The sequence below is a fragment of the Agromyces cucurbitae genome, from assembly GCF_058349945.1.
Map to the genome: position 1 here is coordinate 890,943 of NZ_JBYRES010000001.1, position 22,499 is coordinate 913,441.

The 22,499-nt window shown below is 71.4% G+C and carries 18 protein-coding genes; 4 read left to right on the forward strand and 14 right to left on the reverse strand.

Annotated features, from left to right (window positions below):
• The first annotated feature begins 231 nt into the window (after positions 1–231).
• The 3 genes from AC3RJ6_RS04200 to AC3RJ6_RS04210 are packed head-to-tail and all read left to right on the forward strand — an operon-like array spanning position 232 to position 3,580.
• Positions 232–1,734, forward strand: a complete 1,503-nt coding sequence (locus AC3RJ6_RS04200; protein WP_491425612.1) for an APC family permease — start codon at positions 232–234, stop codon at positions 1,732–1,734.
• The gene (locus AC3RJ6_RS04205; RefSeq protein ID WP_491425613.1) at positions 1,734–2,411 is read left to right on the forward strand and encodes a TetR/AcrR family transcriptional regulator; all 678 of its coding nucleotides are present in this window, start codon (positions 1,734–1,736) and stop codon (positions 2,409–2,411) included. Before AC3RJ6_RS04200 ends, AC3RJ6_RS04205 begins: the two co-directional genes overlap by 1 nt.
• Positions 2,408–3,580, forward strand: a complete 1,173-nt coding sequence (locus AC3RJ6_RS04210; protein WP_491425614.1) for a DmpA family aminopeptidase — start codon at positions 2,408–2,410, stop codon at positions 3,578–3,580. The genes AC3RJ6_RS04205 and AC3RJ6_RS04210 overlap by 4 nt, the downstream gene beginning before the upstream one ends.
• A 141-nt stretch (positions 3,581–3,721) precedes the next feature.
• On the opposite strand, the gene poxB is transcribed toward AC3RJ6_RS04210, so the two are convergent.
• From poxB to AC3RJ6_RS04255, 9 genes are all read right to left on the reverse strand, one after another.
• Positions 3,722–5,446, reverse strand: coding sequence for a ubiquinone-dependent pyruvate dehydrogenase (poxB, locus tag AC3RJ6_RS04215; RefSeq protein WP_491425615.1), 1,725 nt, complete (start codon positions 5,444–5,446; stop codon positions 3,722–3,724).
• 114 nt (positions 5,447–5,560) lie between these two features.
• Positions 5,561–7,018 carry a rhamnulokinase gene (locus AC3RJ6_RS04220; protein ID WP_491425616.1) on the reverse strand — a complete coding sequence of 486 codons (1,458 nt, stop codon included), beginning with the start codon at positions 7,016–7,018 and terminating at the stop codon, positions 5,561–5,563.
• Complete coding sequence (locus tag AC3RJ6_RS04225; protein WP_491425617.1) at positions 7,015–9,069, reverse strand: bifunctional aldolase/short-chain dehydrogenase; 2,055 nt, start codon at positions 9,067–9,069, stop codon at positions 7,015–7,017. Before AC3RJ6_RS04225 ends, AC3RJ6_RS04220 begins: the two co-directional genes overlap by 4 nt.
• A 2-nt stretch (positions 9,070–9,071) precedes the next feature.
• Entirely contained in the window at positions 9,072–10,238 is a 1,167-nt protein-coding gene (gene rhaI / locus AC3RJ6_RS04230; RefSeq protein ID WP_491425618.1) for an L-rhamnose isomerase, read from the reverse strand.
• A gap of 53 nt (positions 10,239–10,291) precedes the next feature.
• Positions 10,292–10,681: an L-rhamnose mutarotase gene (locus AC3RJ6_RS04235; RefSeq protein ID WP_491425619.1), complete on the reverse strand. Its 390-nt coding sequence runs from the start codon at positions 10,679–10,681 to the stop codon at positions 10,292–10,294.
• 126 nt (positions 10,682–10,807) lie between these two features.
• Positions 10,808–11,845: a rhamnose ABC transporter substrate-binding protein gene (gene rhaS, locus AC3RJ6_RS04240; protein ID WP_491425620.1), complete on the reverse strand. Its 1,038-nt coding sequence runs from the start codon at positions 11,843–11,845 to the stop codon at positions 10,808–10,810.
• Between the two features lie 65 nt (positions 11,846–11,910).
• The gene (locus AC3RJ6_RS04245) at positions 11,911–12,969 is read right to left on the reverse strand and encodes an ABC transporter permease (RefSeq protein ID WP_491425621.1); all 1,059 of its coding nucleotides are present in this window, start codon (positions 12,967–12,969) and stop codon (positions 11,911–11,913) included.
• On the reverse strand, positions 12,966–13,988 hold the full coding sequence (locus AC3RJ6_RS04250) for an ABC transporter permease (protein ID WP_491425622.1): 1,023 nt from the start codon (positions 13,986–13,988) through the stop codon (positions 12,966–12,968). The genes AC3RJ6_RS04245 and AC3RJ6_RS04250 overlap by 4 nt, the downstream gene beginning before the upstream one ends.
• On the reverse strand, positions 13,985–15,472 hold the full coding sequence (locus AC3RJ6_RS04255) for a sugar ABC transporter ATP-binding protein (RefSeq protein WP_491426227.1): 1,488 nt from the start codon (positions 15,470–15,472) through the stop codon (positions 13,985–13,987). Before AC3RJ6_RS04255 ends, AC3RJ6_RS04250 begins: the two co-directional genes overlap by 4 nt.
• 276 nt (positions 15,473–15,748) lie before the next feature.
• On the opposite strand from AC3RJ6_RS04255, the gene AC3RJ6_RS04260 reads away from it, so the two are divergent.
• A complete protein-coding gene (locus AC3RJ6_RS04260; protein ID WP_491425623.1) occupies positions 15,749–16,756 on the forward strand; it encodes a LacI family DNA-binding transcriptional regulator in 1,008 nt (335 codons plus the stop codon).
• A gap of 3 nt (positions 16,757–16,759) precedes the next feature.
• Here AC3RJ6_RS04260 and AC3RJ6_RS04265 read toward each other — a convergent pair whose 3' ends face one another.
• The 5 genes from AC3RJ6_RS04265 to AC3RJ6_RS04285 form a co-directional block, all read right to left on the reverse strand.
• On the reverse strand, positions 16,760–16,891 hold the full coding sequence (locus AC3RJ6_RS04265; RefSeq protein WP_491425624.1) for a hypothetical protein: 132 nt from the start codon (positions 16,889–16,891) through the stop codon (positions 16,760–16,762).
• On the reverse strand, positions 16,891–18,030 hold the full coding sequence (locus tag AC3RJ6_RS04270) for a LacI family DNA-binding transcriptional regulator (protein WP_491425625.1): 1,140 nt from the start codon (positions 18,028–18,030) through the stop codon (positions 16,891–16,893). Before AC3RJ6_RS04270 ends, AC3RJ6_RS04265 begins: the two co-directional genes overlap by 1 nt.
• A complete protein-coding gene (locus tag AC3RJ6_RS04275; RefSeq protein WP_491425626.1) occupies positions 18,027–19,061 on the reverse strand; it encodes a DUF2804 domain-containing protein in 1,035 nt (344 codons plus the stop codon). The genes AC3RJ6_RS04270 and AC3RJ6_RS04275 overlap by 4 nt, the downstream gene beginning before the upstream one ends.
• Entirely contained in the window at positions 19,036–20,910 is a 1,875-nt protein-coding gene (locus AC3RJ6_RS04280) for a glycoside hydrolase family 2 protein (protein ID WP_491425627.1), read from the reverse strand. Before AC3RJ6_RS04280 ends, AC3RJ6_RS04275 begins: the two co-directional genes overlap by 26 nt.
• Positions 20,911–21,077: 167 nt before the next feature.
• A complete protein-coding gene (locus AC3RJ6_RS04285) occupies positions 21,078–22,409 on the reverse strand; it encodes an MFS transporter (RefSeq protein ID WP_491425628.1) in 1,332 nt (443 codons plus the stop codon).
• Positions 22,410–22,499 lie beyond the last annotated feature (90 nt).

The window sequence follows — 22,499 nt, forward strand, 5'->3', positions numbered from 1 at the left end:
GAGTCAAGCGCAGCGCGCTCGATCGCGCCAATACATGTCTTCGGTCCAGCAGATCAATTCATTTGATGCGGATGCCGCGAGCGGGGGAAACGCTCGAGGCGAGGTTGACTCTGCACAATCGTATAGATCTCGATGAGGCATTCATATCAAGCAGTGCTTGACACAGGATTCGAAAACGATACGGTTGTTCAGTCCTCATCTCACAACGCTGTGCCAAGGAGGTTCCCCCGCATGACCACCACTCCCGCCGACGCCACCCAGAACGGCGCCCTCGCCACGGGCAGGCTCGGCACCTTCGACATCGTCTTCTTCGTCGTCTCCGCAGCCGCGCCCCTCACCGTCGCGGTGAGCTCGGCGCCGCTCGCCTTCCTCGTCGGCGGCGTCGGCGCACCGGGCGCGATGCTCGCGAGCGGCGTCGTGCTCATCCTGTTCGCGATCGGGTTCACCGCGATGTCGCGCTTCGTGCGCAACACCGGCGCCTTCTACGCGTACGCGGCCGCCGGCCTCGGCAAGCCCGTGGGCATCGGAGTCGCCTTCACGACGATCGTCGCCTACGCGTTCCTGTGCATCTGCTTCTACGCCCTGCTCGGCTTCTACGCGAACCTCACGTTCACGAACCTCTTCGGGTTCGACCTGCCGTGGGGCGTCTGGTCGGTCGTCTCGGTGCTCGTCATCGGCTACCTCGGCTACCGCCGCATCGACGTCGGCGCCAAGGTGCTCGCGGTGCTGCTGAGCGCCGAGATCGCCATCCTGCTCATCATCGCGGTCGCGATCATCGTGCAGAACGGCGGCACCATCGGCGAGGCGACGGCGGCGTCGTTCGATCCGAAGAACGTGTTCTTCGCGGCGGGTGCGAGCGCGCTCTTCGTGTTCGGCTTCGGGGCGTTCCTCGGCTTCGAAGGCACCGTCATCTACGCCGAGGAGGCGAAGGACCCCGACCGCACGGTGCCGCGGGCGACGTACATCGCGATCGCGTTCCTCGGCATCTTCTACGCCTTCACCTTCTGGGCGCTCACGGTCGCCTTCGGTGCCGACGGCGTCATCGCGCTCGCCAACTCCGAGAACTTCGAGGAGATGCAGTTCATCGCCGGCGAGAACGCGCTCGGCGCCTGGGCCGGGGTCGTGCTCGAGGTGCTCATCGTCACGAGCTTCTTCGCCTGCACCCTCGCGTTCCACAACGCGTGCTCTCGGTACCTGTTCTCGCTCGGGCGCGAGCGCCTGCTGCCCGCACCGCTCGCCCGCACCCACCCGCGCATGCGGTCGCCGCACGTCGCGAGCATCACGCTCACGGTGATCTGCCTGATCGCGGTGCTCGCCGGTGCGCTGTCCGGCGCCGACCCGTTCCTCGGGCTCGGCCTGTGGACCTACGCCATCGGCGTGGCGGGCCTCATCTTCGCCCAGGGCGTCGCCGCGGTCTCGGTGATCGGCTTCTTCTGGAAGGACCGCCGCGGCTACGGCGTGTGGCGGGTGCTCGTCGCGCCCGTGCTCGGCGCCGTCGGACTGCTCGTCGCGTTCATCGTGATCATCGCCAACTTCGACCTCGTCTCGGGCTTCACCGATCCCGTCGTGAACTGGGCGCTCATCGGGTGCGTGCCGGCCGTCTTCGTCGTCGGCATCGTGGTCGGCCTCGTCATGCAGCGGCGGGCGCCCGAGCGCTACGCCGCCCTCACCCAGTCGGTTACCGTCGTAGAGCCGGAACGCAGCGTCGACCCGGAGAACGCGGAGGTCCAGTAGTGGCGGCAGAGAAGGTGCAGCAGCGCAAACGCGACCTGCTCCGCGCGGCGAGCCAGGTCATCAGCGAGCGCGGCATCGCCGGTGCGAGCGTGCGGTCGGTCGCCGAGCGGGCCGAGGTGAGCTCCGGCAGCGTGCTCTATCACTTCGACAGCTTCGACCACCTCGTCGAGACCGCCGTGCGCGGCGCGATCGACGAGTTCATCGAGCGGCGTCACGCACTCGTCGACGGCATCACCGACCCGGTCGAGCGTCTGCGCGCGACCATCGAGGCCGGCATCCCCGAGGTCATCAGCGACGACCTGCGTATCACCTACGAGGCATCCGCCACCCTGCGCGACCACCCGCAGTACCGGCTGCACATGGCGGTGCTGCTCGAGCGCCAGGTCGCGCTGTACCGCACGAACATCGAGGTCGGCGTCGCGCTCGGCGCGTTCCGCCCGCGCATGCCGGCCGACATGATCGCCTCGAACCTCGTCGCCCTCGAGGACGCGTACGACCTCTACCTGCTGAACCCCGACAACTGGGAGCGCGGCCGCTACCTCGAGTGCACGGTGCGGTACGCCGAGCTCGCGCTCGACTGCGACCTCGGCGGGGATGCCGCCGGCGAGGCCGGCGACGCCCGCCGCGAGGCCGATGCAGCCGCCGACCACGACGAATCACCGAAGGACCCGCAGTGATCGACCGCCCCACCGCAGCACCCCGCGCCCGCGACCTCGGCATCCCCTTCGACGGCGAGCCGGGGCGATGGAACGCGATCACCGATGTGCCCGGCCTCGAGGTCGGGTACGCGACGATCGTCGGCGACGAACCGGTCGTCGCGCGCACCGGCGTGACGGCGATCCTCCCGCGCGGCGCGGCGGCGCCCGGCGTGCCCTGCGCGGCCGGCGTGGCGGTGCTCAACGGCAACGGCGAGCTCACCGGCCGCAGCTGGATCGAGGAGGCCGGCCAGTTCCAGACGCCGATCGCGATCACGAACTCGCACGCGGTCGGCGCCGTGCACCGCGGCATCGACCGGTGGATGGCCGAGCACGACCCGGCGACGGCCGCGCAGTGGATGCTGCCCGTCATCGGCGAGACGTGGGACGGCTACCTCAACTCGATCAACGCCGACACGGTGACCCCCGAGCATGCGATCGAGGCGCTGGATGCCGCGGCCGCCGGCCCGATCGCCGAGGGGAACGTCGGCGGCGGGACGGGCATGAACTGCTACGGATTCAAGGGTGGCACGGGCACGGCCTCGCGCATCGTGCGATCGGGTGACCGCAGCTGGACGGTCGGCGTGCTGCTGCAGGCGAACTTCGGGTCGCGCAGGGAGCTGCGCGTCGCCGGGCGCACGCTCGGACGCGACTCGCAGGCGCCGAACCCGATTGAGACGACCGACTGGTTCGAGCGCGACCTGGTGAACGCGGGTGCCGCGGATGCCCCCGGCGTCGGCGGCGCGGCAGCCCCGCGGGCGGTGCCGGGCGCCGGCAGCGTCATCGTCGTCGTCGCGACCGACGCGCCACTGCTGCCCGACCAGTGCCGCGCCCTCGCGCGCCGCGTGCCGCTCGGCCTCGCCCGCACGGGCACGACCGGCAGCCATTTCTCGGGCGACATCTTCCTCGCCTTCTCGACGGCGAACCACGGGGCGCTGACCTCGCGCATGCGGAACGGCGGCATCGGCGTCGAGCAGCTCGAGCACGTCGCATGGGGGAGCATCGACCCGTTCTACGCGGCGGTCGTCGAGGCGACCGAGGAGGCGGTGCTCAACGCCCTCGTCGCCGCGCGCGACACGGTCGGGCGCGAGGGCCACGCGAGCCACGCGCTGCCGCACGACGAGGTGCGCGCGGCATTCGCGGGCGCCTGAGGCGGCGACCTTCGCGAGACTCCGTCACTGCTCCGCCCAGCGGAGCAGTGACGGAGTCGCGCGCGGCCACCGCTGTCGCGGCATCCGGGCCATCGCCTCGCAGCCCGAGCCGTGGCGCGCCGCGCCGGCCGACCGTCCGGCTCAGAACAGCTGGCGCGCGTTCGCCTTGGCGAGGTCGACGAGCTCGTCGCCGCGCCCCGAGAGGACGGTGCGGAGCGCATAGAGCGTGAAGCCCTTGATCTGCTCGGCCGTGATGGTCGGCGGCATCGACAGCTCCTGGCGCTCGGTGACCACGTCGAGGAGGGCCGGACCGTCGTGCGCGATGACGTCGGCGAGGGCCTCGGGGAGGTCTTCGGAGCGCTCGACGCGGCGCGCGTAGACGCCGAGCGCGCGCGCCACCTCGGCGAAGTCCGGGTTCACGAGGTCGGTGCCGTAGTTGACGAAGCCCGCCGCCTTCATCTCGAGCTCGACGAAGTTGAGCGAGGAGTTGTTGAAGACCACGATCTTCGCGGGCAGCTCGTTCTGCGTGAGCGTGATGAGCTCGCCGAGCAGCATGGTCAGGCCGCCGTCGCCCGCGAGGGCGATGACCTGTCGATCCGGATGCGCGGCCTGTGCGCCGATCGCGTGCGGCAGCGCATTGGCCATCGAGCCGTGCGCGAAGGAGCCGATCATCCGTCGGCGTCCGTTCATCGTGAGGTAACGGGCGGCCCAGACGACCGGGGAGCCGACATCGGGGATCAGGATCGCATCGTCGTCGGCGGCCTCGTCGATGAGCCGGGCGAGGTACTGGGGGTGGATCGGCTTGCCTCGTTTCGAGGGCGTGGCGAGGTCGTCGAGCTTGGCCCTGGTGCGTCGATAGTGGTCTCGCGACTCGTCGAGGTGGCGTCGATCCGTCTTGCGGGTGAGCAGCGGGAGCAGCGCGGCGGCGGTGTCCTTCACGCTGCCGACCAACCCGAGGTCGACCGGGTGCCGACGCCCGAGCTGTTCGCCGCGGATGTCGACCTGGATCGTCGTCGCGTTCTCGGGATAGAACTGGCGGTACGGGAAGTCGGTTCCCAGCATCAGCAGCGTGTCCGCGCGCTCCATGGCCCGGTAGCCGGAGGCGAAGCCGAGCAGCCCGGTCATGCCGACGTCGAACGGGTTGTCGTACTCGATGTACTCCTTGCCGCGCATCGCGTGGACGATCGGCGCACCCAGCGCGTCGGCGAGCGCGACCACCTCGTCGTGCGCGCCCGCGGTCCCCGCGCCGGCGAGGATGGTCACGCGGCGCCCGGCATCGAGCAGTTCGGCCGCACGGACGATCTCGCCCTGCGCGGGCACGACGTGCGAGATGCTCGGCGTGATGGTCGATGCCCGGTCGGTCATCGACGGGGCCAGTGCCACGTCTCCGGGGATCACGACGACCGCGACGCCCCGCTTCTCGATCGCGGTGCGCATCGCGACCTCGAGCACGTGCGGCATCTGGCTCGGGCTCGCCACGTACTCGGCGTACACGGACGCCTCACGGAAGAGCTCCTGCGGATGCGTCTCCTGGAAGTACGCGGTGCCGATCTCGGCGGTGGGCACGTGGGCGGCGATCGCGAGCACGGGTACCCGTGAGCGGTTCGCGTCGAAGAGGCCGTTGATCAGATGGAGATTGCCCGGTCCAGCGCTCCCGACCGTGACGGCCAGCTCGCCCGTGGTGGCGGCGTCGGCCGCGGCCGCGAACGCGCCTGCCTCCTCGTGCCGCACGTGCACCCACTCGATGGTGCCGTCCTTGCGCAGGGCGTCGGTGAAGCCGTTGAGCGAATCACCCGGGATGCCGTAGATACGGCGCACGCCGCTCGCTGAGAGTGTGGCGACCATCTGTTCTGCCACCGTCGACATCGGGATCCTCCTCGGAACATCAATCCATGCAAACGAATCAATATTGCGAACGGTCGAGGACCGCGTTTCATTCCGCGGCGGGCACCTGCCCCGCCCCGGATCCGGATCGTCGACTCAGGCGTCGTGCCGGGTCGCGCGCGGTTCGTACCGCACGGGCGCGAAGGCGCGGGCGACGAGTGCCCGCAGGTCGTCGAGCTCGCCCGTCGCGGACCCCTGCGCGCGCGCCTGCACGAGCACGTTGCCGATCGCCGTCGCCTCGACCGGGCCCGCGAGCACCGGGATGCCCGCGCGATCGGCCGTGCGCCGGCAGAGCAGCTCGTTGAGAGCGCCGCCCCCGACGATGTGGATCGTGGACACGTCGACGCCCGACAGGATCGACGCCTCGCGCACGGCGTCGGCGAAGGCCTGGGCGAGGCTCTCGACGATCGAGCGGGCGAACTCGGCGCGGGACCGCGGCGGCGCGACCCCGTACTCCGCGCACCACTCGACGATGCGGCCGGGCAGGTCGCCGGGCGCGAGGAACCGGGGGTCGTTCGCATCGAACAGCGCGACCGGCCGGTCGACGGCGGCCGCGGCATCCAGCAGCTCTGAGAGGACCACGGTCGAACCGTCTCGCTCCCACCAGCGCACCGACTCGCTGAGCAGCCACAGCCCCATGACGTTGTGCAGGAACCGCACGCGCCCGTCGACGCCGCCCTCGTTCGTGAAGTTCGCGGCGCGGGCCGCGTCGCTCGTGACGGGCCGTTCGAGCTCGACGCCGACGAGTCCCCACGTGCCGCACGAGATGTAGGCGGCCGACTCGGCTCGCATCGGCACGGCGACGACGGCCGAGGCCGTGTCGTGGGAGCCGACGGCGATGACGTCGACGCCGTCGGACGCCCCGAGCTCGGTGGCGACGGCGGGGCGCAACGGCCCGATGAGGGCACCCGGCGACACGAGTTCGGGCAGCAGGGATGCCTCGAGCCCGAGCCGCTCGACGAGCTCGAGGTCCCACTCGCCGGTCGTGACGGCGAGGAGGCCCGTGGTCGACGCGTTCGTGCGCTCGGCGACGCTCGCGCCGGTGAGCTGGTAGGCGACGAGGTCGGGGATGAGGAGCAGCTCGTCGGCGAGGCCGAGCCAGCCGCCGGCCCGCTCGGCCGCGAGCTGGTAGACGGTGTTGAACGGCAGGAACTGCAGCCCGCTGCGATGGTACAGCTCGGCGAACGGCACGAGGGCGTGCACGTCGTCGACCGCGTTCGCGTTGCGCTCGTCGCGATAGTGGAACGGTTCGCCGAGCAGGCGCCCGTCGCGCAGCAGCCCGTAGTCGACCGCCCACGAGTCGACGCCGATCGACGTGATCGCGGGCTCGCGGCGGAACGCCTCGGCGAGTCCCAGCGACAGGTCGCGGTAGAGACCCGTGAAGTCCCAGTGCAGTCCGGAGGCGAGTCGCACGGGCCCGTTCGGAAAGCGGGCGACCTGCTCGAGGTCGAGGCGCCCCGCCGCCTGGTCGACGTGGCCGACGACGACGCGTCCGCTCGTCGCGCCGAGGTCGACGGCGGCGACGGCGCCCGCGTCCGACGAGCCCGGGGTCATCGCAGGAAGGCGGCGGCGACGCCGGAGTCGACGGGGATGTGGAGCCCGGTGGTGCGGCTGAGCTCGGGGCCGGTGAGCACGTACACGGCGTCGGCGACGTTCTCGGGCACGACCTCGCGCTTGAGGATCGTGCGGTTCGCGTAGAACTGGCCGAGGTCCTCCTCCTTCACCCCGTAGGTCGCGGCGCGGTTCGCACCCCAGCCCGAGGCGAAGATGCCCGAGCCGCGCACGACGCCGTCGGGGTTGATGCCGTTGACGCGCACGCCGTGCTCGCCGAGCTCGACCGCGAGCAGTCGTACCTGGTGGGCCTGGTCGGCCTTCGTCGCCGAGTAGGCGATGTTGTTGGGGCCGGCGAAGACGGAGTTCTTCGAGGAGATGTAGATGATGTCGCCGCCGAGCTGCTGGTCGATGAGCACGCGGGCGGCGGCCTTGGACACGAGGAACGAGCCCTTGGCCATGACGTCGTGCTGCAGGTTCCAGTCGGCCTCGGTGGTCTCGAGCAGGGGCTTCGAGAGCGAGAGGCCGGCGTTGTTGACGACGAGGTCGACGCCGCCGAACGCGAGCACCGCCTCGTCGAGCGCGGCCTGCACGGCGGTGGCGTCGGCGACGTTCGCGGCGACGCCGATCGCGACATCGGTCGAGCCCAGCTCGGCGGCGGCGGCCTGCGCCTTGCCGAGGTCGAGGTCGGCGACGACGACGCAGGCTCCCTCGGCGGCGAGGCGGGTCGCGATGGCCTTGCCGATGCCCGACGCGGCACCGGTGACGAACGCGATGCGGCCCTGGTGGGTCTTGGGCTTGGGCATGCGCTGGAGCTTCGCCTCTTCGAGCGCCCAGTACTCGATGCGGAACTTCTCGGCGTCGGAGATGGGGGAGTAGGTCGACACCGACTCCGCGCCGCGCATGACGTTGATCGCGTTGACGTAGAACTCGCCCGCGACGCGCGCGGTCTGCTTGTTCGCCCCGTACGAGAACATGCCGACGCCCGGCACGAGCACGATGAGCGGGTCGGCGCCGCGCATCGCGGGCCACTCGGGTTGGCCAGCAGAGCCTGCGGTGGCGTGGGCGTCGTAGTACGCCCGGTAGTCGGCGCGGTACGCCTCGTGCAGCTCGTGCAGGCGCGCGATCTGCTCCTCGGCCGTCGCCGTCGCGGGAACGTCGAGGATGAGCGGCTTCACCTTCGTGCGGAGGAAGTGGTCGGGGCAGCTCGTGCCGAGCGCCGCGAGCGCCGGGGCCTTCTCGCTCGCGAGGAAGTCGAGCACGACCTCGGTGTCGGTGAAGTGGCCGACCATCGGCTTGTCGTGCGATGCGATGCCGCGGATCGTCGGCGCGAGGGCGGCGGCGCGCTCACGGCGCTCGGCCTCGGGCAGCGCCTCGTAGCCGGGGCGCACGCCGCCGAACGGCTGCGGGTCGCCGTGCTCGGCGAGGTAGGCCGCGGCGGTGTCGATGATCCAGAGCGAGTTCTGCTCCGCGGCATCCGAGGTGTCGCCCCACGCGGTGATGCCGTGACCGCCGAGGATGCAGCCGACCGCCTGCGGGTTCGCGGCCTTGATCGCGGCGATGTCGAGCCCGAGCTGGAAGCCGGGGCGCCGCCACGGCACCCACGCGACCTTGTCGCCGAAGATCTTCGCGGTCAGCTGCTCGCCGTCGGCGGCGGTCGCGATCGCGATGCCCGAGTCGGGGTGCAGGTGGTCGACGTGCGCCGCGTCGACGAGGCCGTGCATGGCCGTGTCGATCGACGGGGCGGCACCGCCCCTGCCGTGCAGGCAGTAGTCGAACGCGGCGACCATCTCGTCCTCGCGGTCGACACCCGGGTACACGCCGACGAGCGCCCGCAGGCGGTCGAGCCGCAGCACCGCGAGGCCCTGCTCGGTGAGCGTGCCGAGGTCGCCGCCAGACCCCTTCACCCAGAGCAGGTCGACCGGCTCGCCCGTGACGGGATCGGTCGCGGTGCCCTTGGCGGAGGTGTTGCCGCCGGCGTAGTTCGTGTTCTTCGGGTCGGCGCCGAGGCGATTCGACCGCGCGATGAGCTCTGCAGCTGCGGGGTTCGTCATGATCACGCCCCCCAGCCGGCCTGCACGCCGCCGACGCGGTCGGCCGCGATCTGCGCGAGGTAGCCCGACTCGGCGAACGCGGCCATCGGGTCGGCGGGGAGGCCCCGCGACTCGCGCCACTCGGCGAGGGCCGGTCGCACATCGGTGTAGAACGCGTCCATGAACACGCGGTTCGCCTCGAGCACGTCGCCCGAGAGCTGCGCGGCGCGCAGCGCCCCGGCGTCGACGAGGAGGGCTCGCGCCGTCATCTCCTGCACGTTGAGCACGCTGCGGATCTGGCCGGGCACCTTGTCCTCGACGTTGTGGCACTGGTCGAGCATGAACGCGACGTCGGGGTCGTTGAAGCCGCCGCCGCGGATCACCTCGAAGATGATGCGGAACAGCTGGAACGGGTCGGCCGCGCCCACGATGAGGTCGTCGTCGGCGTAGAACCGCGAGTTGAAGTCGAACGAGCCGAGCTTGCCGAGGCGCAGCAGCTGCATGACGATGAACTCGATGTTCGTGCCGGGCGCGTGGTGGCCGGTGTCGAGGCAGACCATGGCCTTGTCGCCGAGCGCGGCCACCTGCGCGTACGAAGTGCCCCAGTCGGGAACGTCGGTGTGATAGAACGCCGGCTCGAAGAACTTGTACTCGAGCACGAGGCGCTGGTCGTCGCCGAGGCGCGCGTAGATCTCCTGCAGCGAGTCGTGCAGGCGGTCCTGCCGGCCCCGCAGGTCGGCCTGGCCCGGGTAGTTCGAGCCCTCGGCGAGCCAGATCTTCAGGTCGCGGCTGCCGGTCGCGTGCATGATGTCGATGCACTCGAAGTGGTGGTCGATCGCCTTGCGGCGCACGGCGGCGTCTTCGTGGGTGAGGGCGCCGAACTTGTAGTCGTCGTCCTGGAAGGTGTTCGAGTTGATCGTGCCGAGGGCGACCCCGTGGTCTTCGGCGTGGCGCTTGAGGCCCTCGTAGTCGTCGACGCGGTCCCACGGGATGTGCAGGGCCACGGTCGGCGCGAGCGCCGTGTACCGGTGCACCTGCGCGGCATCCGCGATCTTCTCGTACGGGTCGCGCGGCGTGCCGGGCGTCGCGAACACCTTGAAGCGCGTGCCCGAGTTGCCGAACGCCCAGCTCGGCAGCTCGATGGCCTGCGCGGCCAGCTGCGCCTGGATGTCGTCGGTGAGGATGCTCACTGTGGTCCTGCTTTCGTGAGGGTGGTCGGATGCCGCGCCGGCCGTGCGCCGGGTCAGCGGCCCGTCGGGGTCGTCGGCTCGGTGTCGAGCCGGGCGAGCTGGTCTTCGAGGTGGAACACCTCGGGGAGTCTGGGGGCGCCCTGGTCGGGGCGGCCGCCGTCGAGGGCGACGAAGAAGGGGGCCATCTCCGCCTCCCACGCGGCGGTGCGCGGGTCGGCCGCGAGGGCGGTCTGGGATGCCTCGTCGTCATCGGTCTCGTAGTAGCCGATGAGGAGGCCGTCGTCGCGCAGGTACAGCGAGTAGTTGCGCCGGCCGGAGGCCTCGATGGCGCGCAGCATCTCGGGGGCGACCGCGGCGTGCCGCTCGCGGTACTCGTCGAGGCGGTCGGGGTCGACCTGCAGCTGGAAGCAGATGCGCTCGGTGCGCGGTGCTGATGCGGTCATCGCGTGCTCGGCTCCTCGGTCGCGGCGCGTGCGGTGGGGTGGGATGCCTGTGCCGAGGAGGGGAGGCGCAGGCCGGGCCCGGGGAGCCCGGCCTGCGGCATCCTCAGCGGATCAGGTCTCTTCGACTCAGAAGTCGAAGTCGCCGATGTTCTCGGCGTCGAACACGAACGGGTCGCCGAGGAGCACGACGCCGTCGGCGCCGACCTCGTACTCGCCGAGCTTGCCGGCCTCGAACGAGTCGCCCTCTTCACCCGTGATGTCGCCCTCGATGAGCGCCTTCGACGCGTACGCGGCGAGGTAGCCGAGGTCGGCCGGGTTCCACAGCGCGAACGACGTGACGGTGCCGTCCTCGACGTACTCGCGCATCTGGTTCGGCGTGCCGAGGCCGGTCAGCGCGACCTTGCCCTTGTACTCCGACGTCGAGAGGTAGCGCGCCGCGGCCGCGATGCCGACCGTGGTGGGCGAGACGATGCCCTTGAGGTTCGGGTGGGTCTGCAGCAGCGCCGCCGTCTTGTCGAACGAGGTCTGGTCGTCGTCGTCGCCGTAGACGGTGTCGACGAGCTTCACGTTCGGGTGGTTCGCGGCGAGCTCCTCCTTCATGAGGTCGATCCACGCGTTCTGGTTCGTCGCGTTGGCCGAGGCCGAGAGGATGGCGATCTCGCCCTCGTCGCCGATCTGCTCGGTGATGAGGTCGACCTGCACCTTGGCGATGCCCTCGGCGGTCGCCTGGTTGATGAACACGTCGCGGCAGTCGGGGTTGGTGTCGGAGTCGAACGTGACGACCTTGACCCCGGCGTCACGGGCCTCGTTGAGGGCGTCGCAGATCGCCTCGGGGTCGTTCGCCGACACCGCGATCGCGCCGACGCCCTGCTGGGTGAGTGTGTTGATGTAGCTCACCTGCGCGTCGGGCGTCGCCTCGGCAGGGCCGACCTCGGCGAAGGTGCCGTCGAACTCGCCGATGGCCTCCTTCGCACCCGACGACGACGTGTCGAAGTACGGGTTGCCGAGGTTCTTCGGCAGGAAGGTGATCGACAGGTTGCCGGCGTCGCCGCCGTCGGTCGACTCGCCGCCGGTGCCGCTGTCGACCGCGCAGCCCGTCAGCACCAGTGCCGCGGCCGCCGTGAGCGCGACGAGCGCGCCCGCGCGGGTCTTCTTCTGAAACATCGTTGTTCTTCCCTTCATCGGAATGAGGTCGACGAGTGATCGCCTCGACTGGTCGCGCGGCCCGGTCACCCTGCTGTGGAGGCCTCGACGCGCGGTGTTCCCCCTGGTGCCCTCCGGCGCTTGCGCAGCCAGGCCAGGAAGCTGGTGGTCACCACCGAGAGCACGAGCAGCGCCCCGGTGATGATGTTGATGACGTCGCTCGTGACGTTCGCGAGTCGCAGCGCGCTCGAGAGCACGCCGATGAGCAGCACGCCGGCGATGACGCCGTGGATGGCCCCGCGGCCGCCGAATACCGAGACCCCGCCGAGCACGACCGCGGCGATGACCTGCAGTTCGAGGCCGGTCGCGTTGTCGCCGCGGGCGCTCCCGAAGCGCAGCGTGTAGAAGACGCCCGCGAGGGCCGAGATCACGCCGGCGAGCACGAAGAGCACGAACTTCGTGCGCTCGACGTGCACGCCCGAGAACCGGGCGGCGGCCTTCGACAGTCCGATCGCGTAGATGCCGCGACCGAACGGCGTGAAGTGCAGCAGCACGATGAACACGACGAGCAGCACGAGGAACACGAACAGCACGACGGGCACGTTGCTGCCGCCGACGCGCGCCTTGGCGAGGTCGGTCCAGAAGTCGGGGAAGTCGGTGATGGCGGTCGTGCCGAGCAGCCCGACGGCGAGTCCGCGGAAGAGCGCCAGCGTGCCGATCGTCACCGCGAGCGAGGGGAGCCCGACCACCGTGACGAGGAACCCGTTGACGGCTCCGCACACGGCGCCGGCGACGAGCGCGACGACGATCGCGAGCTCGAACGGCATGCCGCCCGCGGTGAGCACGCCCGTGAGCACGCTCGAGAGGCCGACGATGCTCGCGACCGAGAGGTCGATCTCGCCCGTGATCATGATGAGCGTCATCGGGAGGGCGATGAGCAGGATCGGCATGACGTCGAGCAGCAGGTACGTGACGGTGATGGGCTGGCCGAAGCCGCGCACGGTGGCCGCGGCGACGAGCGAGACGACGACGACGAGGGCGACGATCGCCATCTCGCGAGTGAGCAGCACCCGCTGCCAGAGCGGACGGTCGTAGTCGCGGTACGTGCGCGCGATGGCGGCGGCCGCGGTGGTGGTGGCGGTCATCGTTCGTCCTCCCTCGCCTCGAGGAGCTTGCGTTTCTGTCGCACGGCGAGCACGCGGTCGAGCACGATGGCGCCGATGATGAGGGCGCCGACCACGGCGCGCTGCCAGAAGTCGGGGATGCCGAGGATGGGCAGCGCACGGTTGATCGTGAGCAGCAGCCAGGCGCCGATCGCGGCGCCCCAGACCGAGCCCACGCCGCCGGTGATGGCGACGCCGCCGATGACGGCCGCGCCGACGGCGTCGAGCTCCCAGCCGGCGCCCGCCTGCGAGTTGATGGTGCCGTAGCGCGCGGCGTAGAGCACGCCCGCGAGGCCCGAGAGCGCGCCCGAGACCACGAAGGCGATGAGCAGGCGTCGGGTGACGCGCAGGCCGTAGAGCTCGGCCGCGGCGGGGTCGGAGCCGATCGCGTAGAATTCGCGGCCGCCCCGGGTGTTCTTCATGATCCAGCCGGTCACGGCGAGCACGACGACGGCGATGATCGTGAGGATCGGGATCCACAGGATCTGCCCGGTGCCGAGCGCGAGGAAGTCCTTCGGGAGGTCGGAGGCGTTGATGCGGTCGCTGCCCGTCCACAGCACGTTGATGCCGCGGTAGGCGTAGAGGGTGCCGAGCGTGATGACCATGGCCGGCACCTTCGCGAACGCGACGAGCGCGCCGTTGATGAGGCCGAGGAGCCCGCCGAAGACGACGGCGATCACGAACACGGCGACGATCGGGATGCCCTGCAGGTCGATGAACAGCCGGCCCGTGAGGTAGGCCGACAGGCCGAGGATCGAGCCGACCGAGAGGTCGACGTTGCGCGTGATGATGACGATCGCCTGCCCGATCGCGACGAGCACGAGGATCGCCGGGGTGAGCAGCAGGTCGCGCCAGCCGTCGGCGCTGAACAGGAAGTTCGGGTTCGCGACGGTCGCCGCGAGCACGACGAGCGCGAGGGCGAGCAGGATGCCGAACTCGCGCACGGCGCCGATCGCGTGGAGCCGCTTGGTGACGGCGGTCTTCTCGATGGTGGCGGTCACTGGTGGGCCCCCTCGGCGTGGGTCGCGGCGAACATGACGTTCTCGCTCGTCGCGGCGTCGCGGTCGATCTCGGCGGTGATGCGGCCCTCGCGCATGACGAGCACGCGGTCGGCCATGCCGAGCACCTCGGGCAGCTCGGAGGAGATCATGAGGATGCCCATGCCGCGCCCCGCGAGCTCCGAGAGCAGGCGGTGCACCTCGGACTTCGTGCCGATGTCGATGCCGCGGGTCGGCTCGTCGATGATGAGCACCCGGGGCTCGGTCGCGAGCCACTTGCCGAGCACGACCTTCTGCTGGTTGCCGCCCGAGAGGGTGCCCGCGACGGTCGAGAGGGCGTTCGTCTTGACCTCGAGCCGGCTCGCCCACTCCTTCGCGGCGCGGTTCTCCATGCCCGAGGTGATGAGGCCGGCCTTCGCGATGGTCTCGCGGATCGCGAGCGTGACGTTGCGGGCGACCGACGAGTCGAGCACGAGGCCCTGCTTGCGACGGTCTTCGGGGACGAGCGCGAGACCGGCCTTCATCGCGGCATCCGGCCGGCCCTTCGGCACCGCGCGACCGCCGAGGCGCACGGTGCCCTCGTCGTAGCCGTCGACGCCGAACACGGCGCGGGCGACCTCGCTGCGACCGGCACCGACGAGGCCGGCGAGACCGACGATCTCGCCGGCGCGCACGGTGAACGAGATGTCGTGGAAGAGGGGGCTCGACAGCCCCTCGACCTCGAGCAGCGGCTCGCCGATCTCGGCCTCGAGCTTGGGGAAGAGCTCGGTCACGTCGCGGCCGACCATCTGGCGCACGAGCTCGTCGACCGTGGTCTCGCCGATGGGGGTCGTCGCGATGTAGGCGCCGTCGCGCATGACGGTGACGGTGTCGCAGAGGGCGAAGACCTCGTCGAAGCGGTGCGAGATGAACAGGAGCGCGCGACCCTCGTCGCGCAGGCTCCGCGCGATCTGGAAGAGACGGTCGACCTCGACGCCCGAGAGGGCGGCGGTCGGCTCGTCCATGATGAGCACGCGCGCGTCGAGCGAGACGGCCTTCGCGATCTCGATGACCTGCTGGTCGGCGATCGACAGGCCCTCGGCCGGGCGGTCGGGGTCGATGCCGACCCCGAGCCGGGCGAACAGCTGCTCGACCTCGTGCCGCATCGCCTTGCGGTCGATGCGACCCCAGCGGTTCACGGGCTGTCGGCCCATGAAGACGTTCTCGGTGACGGTGAGGTCGGGGAAGAGCGTGGGCTCCTGGTAGATGACGGCGATGCCCGCGGCCTTCGACTGCGCGGTCGACCCGAAGTCGACGCTCTCGCCGCCCAGGCGGAGGTCGCCGGCATCGCGGCGGTAGAGGCCCGCGACGATCTTCACGAGCGTCGACTTGCCGGCGCCGTTCTCGCCGATGAGCGCGTGGATCGATCCGCGCTCGAGCCGCAGGCTGCCGGATCGCAGCGCGACCACTGCTCCGAACGACTTCGCCACGTGCTCGAGTTCGAGCATCGGCGGAGTCGCCGCAGGCGTGGGCGGGGTGTCCGTCACGGGGGCCTCCTCGTCGAGGTGGAGCGGGGGATGCGCTCGTTGTCACAGGTGGTGATGAATCGATTCAAAATCGACCCACGGTTACTGTAAGGTCAGGTCGGGCGAGTGGTCAAGTCACGATATTGAAACGACTCAATCCGCGTGCCGACCGCCCGTCGGGTTCGATGTCATGATCGAATCGGCTCGATGCCGAGCGGTCGCGACCGGTTCGGTGGGGAAACCAGGAGGGGAACGGCAATGGCAGTGAGTGTTCGTGACGTCGCGGCCGCCGCGTCGGTGTCGGTCGGAACCGTCTCGAACGTGCTCAACCGGCCCGACAAGGTCGCGCCCGCGACCGTCGAGCGGGTGCTCGCGGCCATCGAGGAGCTCGGGTTCGTGCGCAACGACGCGGCCCGCCAGCTGCGCGCCGGCCGGAGCCGCTCGATCGGCTTCGTCGTGCTCGACGTGCGCAACCCGTTCTTCACCGAGGTCGCTCGCGGCGCAGAGACCCGCGCCGCCGACGCCGGCCTCACCGTGCTGCTCGGCACGAGCGACGAGGACATCGAGCGCGAGCGCGTCTACGTCGACCTCTTCGAGGAGCAGCGTGTGCACGGCGTGCTCATCTCGCCGCTCGCCGACGACCTGCCCCGGCTGCAGCGCCTGCGCGAGCGCGGCACCCCCGTCGTGCTCGTCGACCGGCAGGCGCACGACCGCAGCTTCTCGTCGGTCGCGGTCGACGACGTCGCGGGCGGACGGCTCGCGGCCGAGCACTTGCTCGGCATGGGTCGGCGTCGCATCGCGTTCGTGGGCGGCCCCGAGTCGATCCGCCAGGTCGCCGACCGCCTCGAGGGTGCCCGGCGTGCGATCGCCGAGGTGCCGGATGCCTCGCTCGAGGTCGTCCCGACCGAGAACCTCACCGTGCTGCAGGGGCGGGCTGCCGGAGAGGCGCTGCGCGCGCGCCCGCCCGCCGACCGGCCCGACGCCGTGTTCGCCGCGAACGACCTGCTCGCGATGGGCGTGCTGCAGGCGCTCGTGATGCGGGGCGACGTCAGCGTGCCGGGCGACATCGCGCTCATCGGCTACGACGACATCGACTTCGCCGCAGCCGCGGTCGTGCCGCTCTCCTCGATCCGCCAGCCCGCCGCCCTCATCGGGCACACCGCCGTCGACCTGCTGCTGCGCGAGGCCGACGCCGACGAGGGGTTCGAGCCCGAACAGGTGGTCTTCCAGCCCGAACTCGTCGTGCGGGCGTCGACCGCAGGGTGACGGTTACTTGCGGCGTCGCTTCTGGATCCGCCAGTCGACGATGATGACGGTCGCGATCACGAGAAGCCCGATCGCGATGATCGGCGCCACAGCGGCGCCCGCCATCGAGAACGGCGGAGCGGCGAGGGTGGGCATCACCCGGAGCGTACCGCGCCCGACGGCGCCGACTGGCGCACGACGAGCCGGTACGGCGCCTGCTCGACGCGCGGCGGCGAGTGCGGGTGGTCGACGAGGCGCAGCACCGAGTCGACGGCGAGCCGGGCGATCTCGCCGAGGTCGGGGGCGATGCTCGTGAGCGACGGTGCCGCGAACGCCGACTCGGGGGAGTCGTCCCAGCCGACGACGGCCACCTGCCCCGGCACGTCGACGCCCGCCTCGCGGAAGGCGCGCAGCGCGCCGATCGCGAGCAGGTCGTTCGCGCAGACGAGTCCGTCGAGCCCGTCGAGTGCGTCGAGCCCGCTCGATCCGCCGCCGACGGCGCCGAGCAGCGCCCGCACGCGCGCGTACCCCTCCTCGCGCGAGTAGTCGCCGTCGGGCGAGGCCGGATCCCACGGGGACACTTCGAGCACGTGCCGTGGGGAGGCGTCGAGCCCGGCCGTGCGCAACGCCTCGCGGAAGCCCTCGAGACGCAGGTCGGCGGCCGCCGCCCCCGACGAGGCATCCGGAACCGTGCCGAGGAACCCGAGCGTGCGCCGACCCGAGGCGATGAGGTGCGCCGTCGCGTCGCGCGACGACACCACGCTGTCGACGACGACCCGGTCGACGCGCGCACCGCGGATGCGTTCGCCGAGCACGACGAGCGGGGTGGTGCCGCGCGCGGCGTCGAGCTGCGCATCGCTCAGCGACATCGGGCTCAGCACGATGCCGTCGGTGAGCATCGTGCCGAACCCGCTCGCCGCGCGCAGTTCGCGCGCGGGGTCGCCGTGGGTCTCGTCGACGACGACGTCGTAGCCGACCCGTTCGGCGGCGCCGACCACGGCGTGCGCGAGCTGTGCGAAGTACGGCAGCGAGAGGAACGGCACCGAGAGCGTGAGCAGGTTCGTGCGGCCGACCCGCAGCTGGCGCGCCGCGAGCTGGGGCCGGTAGCCGACCTCGGCGATCGCCGCCTCGACCTTCAGCCTCGTCGCGTCGCTCACGGGGCCGCGGCCGTTGACGACGTTCGAGACCGTGCGGTACGAGACGCCGGCGATGGCCGCGACGTCCTTGAGGGTGGGGCCCGCCGAGCGCCGGCCCGGACGAGTGCGCGGGGCCTCGGCGCCGTCGTGCCCGCTCACCAGCGGTTCCTCACGTCCTCGGCCCAGCCGAGCAGGCCGTCGACCGCGATGCGCTCGTCGCCCGCGTCGACCCAGCCCGAGTAGTGCCCGAAGCACTGGTGGCCGTGCGAGCCGAACACGACGAGCTCGGTCGCGCTCACCCGGTCCCAGAAGGGCTCGAACCACAGGTCGGCGTGCTCGCCGCGGATGTGCCACGGCGCGAGCCAGTCGTGCACGTCGTAGTCCCAGTCGAGTTCCTCGCTGATCTTGTGCAGCCGGCCGTCGACGACGACCGCGTTCTCGGTCGAGCCGGTGCCGTCGGTCCACTTGCCGCCGAGCTGCAGGCCGATCGTGCGCCCGCCGACGACGCCCGAGGCGGCGCCCCAGTTCCACACCATGCGATAGGGCCAGCGGCCGCGGCCGTGGTCGAGCACCGCCCAGCTCTCGCCCTCGGGCAGCTCGATGCGCTCGCCGCGACGGCCGTCACCGGCCCCGACCTCGAGCCAGCCGGTCGCGGGCCGCGCGACGTCCTTCACCGTGTACTGGAACCGGCGGTCCGACCAGGGCACCACGACGCCGAGGCACTCGTGCCCGGCAGGCCGGTGCGCGACGATCTCGAACCGCACGCCATCGGCCGTGCCGCGCAGGCGCGTGCCCGCCGCGTCGGGCAGCTCCTCGAGGTCGATCTCGATCGCGGCGGTGCGCGCGCGAGCCGGCCCGTCGCCGAGCGACGCCGGCAGCGTCGCGCTCGAGCCGAGCGGTGCGATCGCCGAGCGGTCGATCGTCGACCCGTCGCGCCGGTCGTGCACGAGGATCGCGTGCACCGCCGCGTAGTCGATCGACGAGACCGTGACCGCGACGATGTGGGTCGGCGTCGTCACCGCCCAGTACTCCCAGCGCTTGTTGCGGCCCCAGACCCGACGGCCGTCGATGCCGGAGGTGTCGTGCAGCGGCGTGCGCGTCCAGCCGACGGCATCGCGGTCGAGCCTGCCGTCGGGACGGCAGAGGGCGACGGGGGCGGTGAGCTCACGCTCGACGATCGTTCGGGCCATGGGGTTCCCTTCTCGGGTTCGGTGCGGTCGGCCGGGCGCCGATGGGGTGCGGGGCGGTGGGCGAGGGGGATGCCGCGGCCGTGGCCGCGGCGAACTCGGCGAACAGCTCGCCGAGGACCTCGCGCACGCGGCCGGCGTCGACCTTCACGACGGTGCGGTCGGCGGTCAGCAGCCCGTTGAGCTCGTCCTCGACGTCGGAGAGCTGCGTGTAGACGATGCCCGACAGGCCCGCCGCGATCGCGGGCAGCACCTCGCGTCGGTGCAGGTCGACGAACCCGTCGGTGAGCTGCGCGATCGATCTGAAGCGCCGGTAGCCGAACTCCTTCGGCGAGAACTCGTGTCCGGGCAGCCGCAGGCTGTAGCCGCCGTACTCGGAGACGACGACGGCGCGACCGTCGCGACCCCAGTCGCGACCGGGCTTCAGCCGGCGGAAGTAGACGTGCAGGCTCTCGAGGTCGCCGCCGCCCTGGTCGTGCCAGCCGCTCGCGTGGTCGATCACCCGATCGGGGTCGATCGCACGCACCCGCTCGACGGCGTCGAGCGCGTCGAACTGGCCCCACCCCTCGTTGAACGGCACCCACACGACGACGCTCGGCGTGTTCTGCAGCAGGCGCACGGTCGCCTCGAGCTCGGCGGTGTACTCCGCCCGCCCCGCGGCATCCTGCCGGCCGAACAGCCGATGCCTGCGGTCGTCGAGCCGCACCGGCAGCTTGACCGGCGCCGTGATGACGGCCGGGTTGTAGCGGCGTCCGCCGTTCACCATGTCCTGCCAGACGAGCAGGCCCAGCCGGTCGCAGTGGTGGTACCAGCGCAGCGGCTCGACCTTGATGTGCTTGCGCACGGCGTTGAAGCCGAGGTCCTTCATCGCGACGAGGTCGTGCACCATCCCCGCGTCGGACGGCGGCGTGTAGAGGCCCTCCGGCCAGTAGCCCTGGTCGAGCACCGCCGCGTGGAAGACGGGCTCGCCGTTCAGCACGAGCCGCGGCCGGCCGAACGCGTCGGGCGCGACGCCGACCGAGCGCATGCCGACGTAGCTCCGCACCACGTCGTCGCCGAGGCGCGCCTCGACGTCGTAGAGGAACGGGTCGTCGGGGCTCCAACGTCGCGGCTCGGGAACGGGCAGGGTGAGGGTGCTGCCGGCAGGGCCCTCGGCGCGGGCGATCTCGCGGCCGCCCGCGAACACGACGACGGTCGCGAGCGGTGCGGCAGCCGGACCGGTCGCCGGAGCGCCGCCCGACGACGGCGCGCGAGGGGCGGATGCCTCGACGACGACCTCGACCGTCTCGTCGGCGAGCCTCGGGCGGAGGTCGAGGCGCCGCACGTGCACGTCGGGCACCGACTCGATCCAGACGCTCTGCCAGATGCCCGACTGCGCCGTGTACCAGATGCCGCCGCGCTTCAGCGACTGCTTGCCGCGCGAGTGGAACGAGGTGTCGCTCGCATCGACGACGTCGAGCACGAGCTCGTGCTCGTCGCCGTCGCCGAGCGGATCGGTGACGTCGATCGAGAACGGCAGGTAGCCGCCCTCGTGCTCACCCACGAGCCGGTCGTCGACGAACACCCGGCAGCGCTGGTCGACCGCGCCGAAGTGCAGGATCACGCGGTCGACGAGGAACCCCTCGGGCAGTCGCACGGCGCGCCGGTACCAGAGGTGTTCGCCCGGCTGCAGCTGCCGGCCGACCCCCGAGAGCCCGGCTTCGGGGGAGAAGGGCACGAGGATGCGGCCGTCCCAGTCGTCGGGCCGGCCCGCGTCGCCCGCTCGGGCGTCGGTGAACCGGTAGTCCCAGTACCCGTTGAGGTTGAGGTGGCTGTCGCGTGCGAGCTGCGGTCGCGGGTACTCGGGGAGCACCGCGTCGGGGTCGATCGCGTCGGCCCACGGCGTGCGGCGGTCACTGAGGCGGGTTGAGGAGGGAGCGGAGCGACCGTCTCGTGCGGAGTGGGTTGAGGAGGGAGCGGAGCGACCGACTCGTGCGGAGCGGGTTGAGGAGGGAGCGGAGCGACCGTCTCGAAACCCGTTCATTCGCCCGCCTCACGTCGCAGCACCCGCCGGCGCAGCATCGCGAGCACCGGCACGAGCAGCAGCACGGCGGCCGCCACGGGGAAGATCTCGGGCCCGGGCACCGGCTGCTCCCGCCCGAGCTCGATGTAGGTGTGCGCAGCACCCGAGACGATCGCGGCACCGATCGCCGGACCGATCACCATCGGCAGCATGACCGCCATGATCATGCGTGCCCCCTGCACGCCGCCGGCGCGGTCGGCCGGGGTCTGGTCGCGCGTCATCGCCGAGACCGCGGCGATCGAGCTCATCATGCCGGCCATCATGAGCGTCGCCGCCACGATCACCCCGGTGAAGTCGCGGGCGAACCACATCGCGACGAGGCCGACCGCGAAGACCGCGACGACGGGCAGCAGGTAGCGCTCCTTGCCGACCCGGTCCATGACGCGTCCGCCGATGACGCTCAGCACCGACGCGAGCACGAGCACGATGCCGAGCACGATCGCCGAGCTCTCGAGCCGCAGCGAGTACCGCAGGTAGATGAGCACGAACGGGATGAACACCTGCGAGCTCACGCCGACGACGCACCAGATCGCGAGCGTCAGGAACAGCGCGGGCTCGCGGCGCACGGTCGCCGGGCGCAGGCCGTCGACGACCGAGCGCCAGACGCCCGACTGCCGTGGCGCGACTCCTCGGTCGCGCACGAGGAACCACGCCGCCACACCCGTCGCCGCGGTGACGCCGCCGACGATCGCGAAGAACGCGGCCCACCGGCCGCCCTGCGTCAGTGGATCGAGCAAGCCGAACACGAGCAGCATGGCGACGAGCGGCATCGTCGCGAGCCACCCGTCGACCCGGCCGCGGTTCGCGGGCACCGTCGAGTCGGTGACCCAGGCGGCGAACGCGGCGTCGTTCGCCCCCGAGCCGATGAAGCTCATGATGCAGTCGAGCGCGATGATCGCCACGACCGCGACGACGACGGCCGGCGCGGCCTCGGCCGCGGCATCCGGTGCGCCCACGAGCCCGAAGGCCGCGGTGACGGCACCCCACGCGACGTAGCCCGCCGCGATGAGCTCACGGCGCCGCGCGAGGCGGTCGCTCCAGGCGCCGACGACGAGGGTCGCGACCGTGGCGGCGACCGCGCTCGTCGCGACCATGACCGCGAGCACGACGGGGTCGGTCGAGATCGTGTCGTAGACGAACACGTTGAGGTACATGTTCTCGATCACCCACGCGAGCTGGCCGACGAGCCCGACGAGGATGACGGCGGCCCACGTGCGGGCGCCGAGCGGATGGGTGGTGCGCGCGGCACGGGCCGCAGCGGCCGAGCTGGAGTCGGTTCGGGTCGTCATCGTCCTCGGGTCTCTCGGTTTCAACGTTGAAACTGCGTCGAAGACTAGCAGGAACGCGTGCCTCCGGTCGTGCGAGGGAGCCGGCCGATA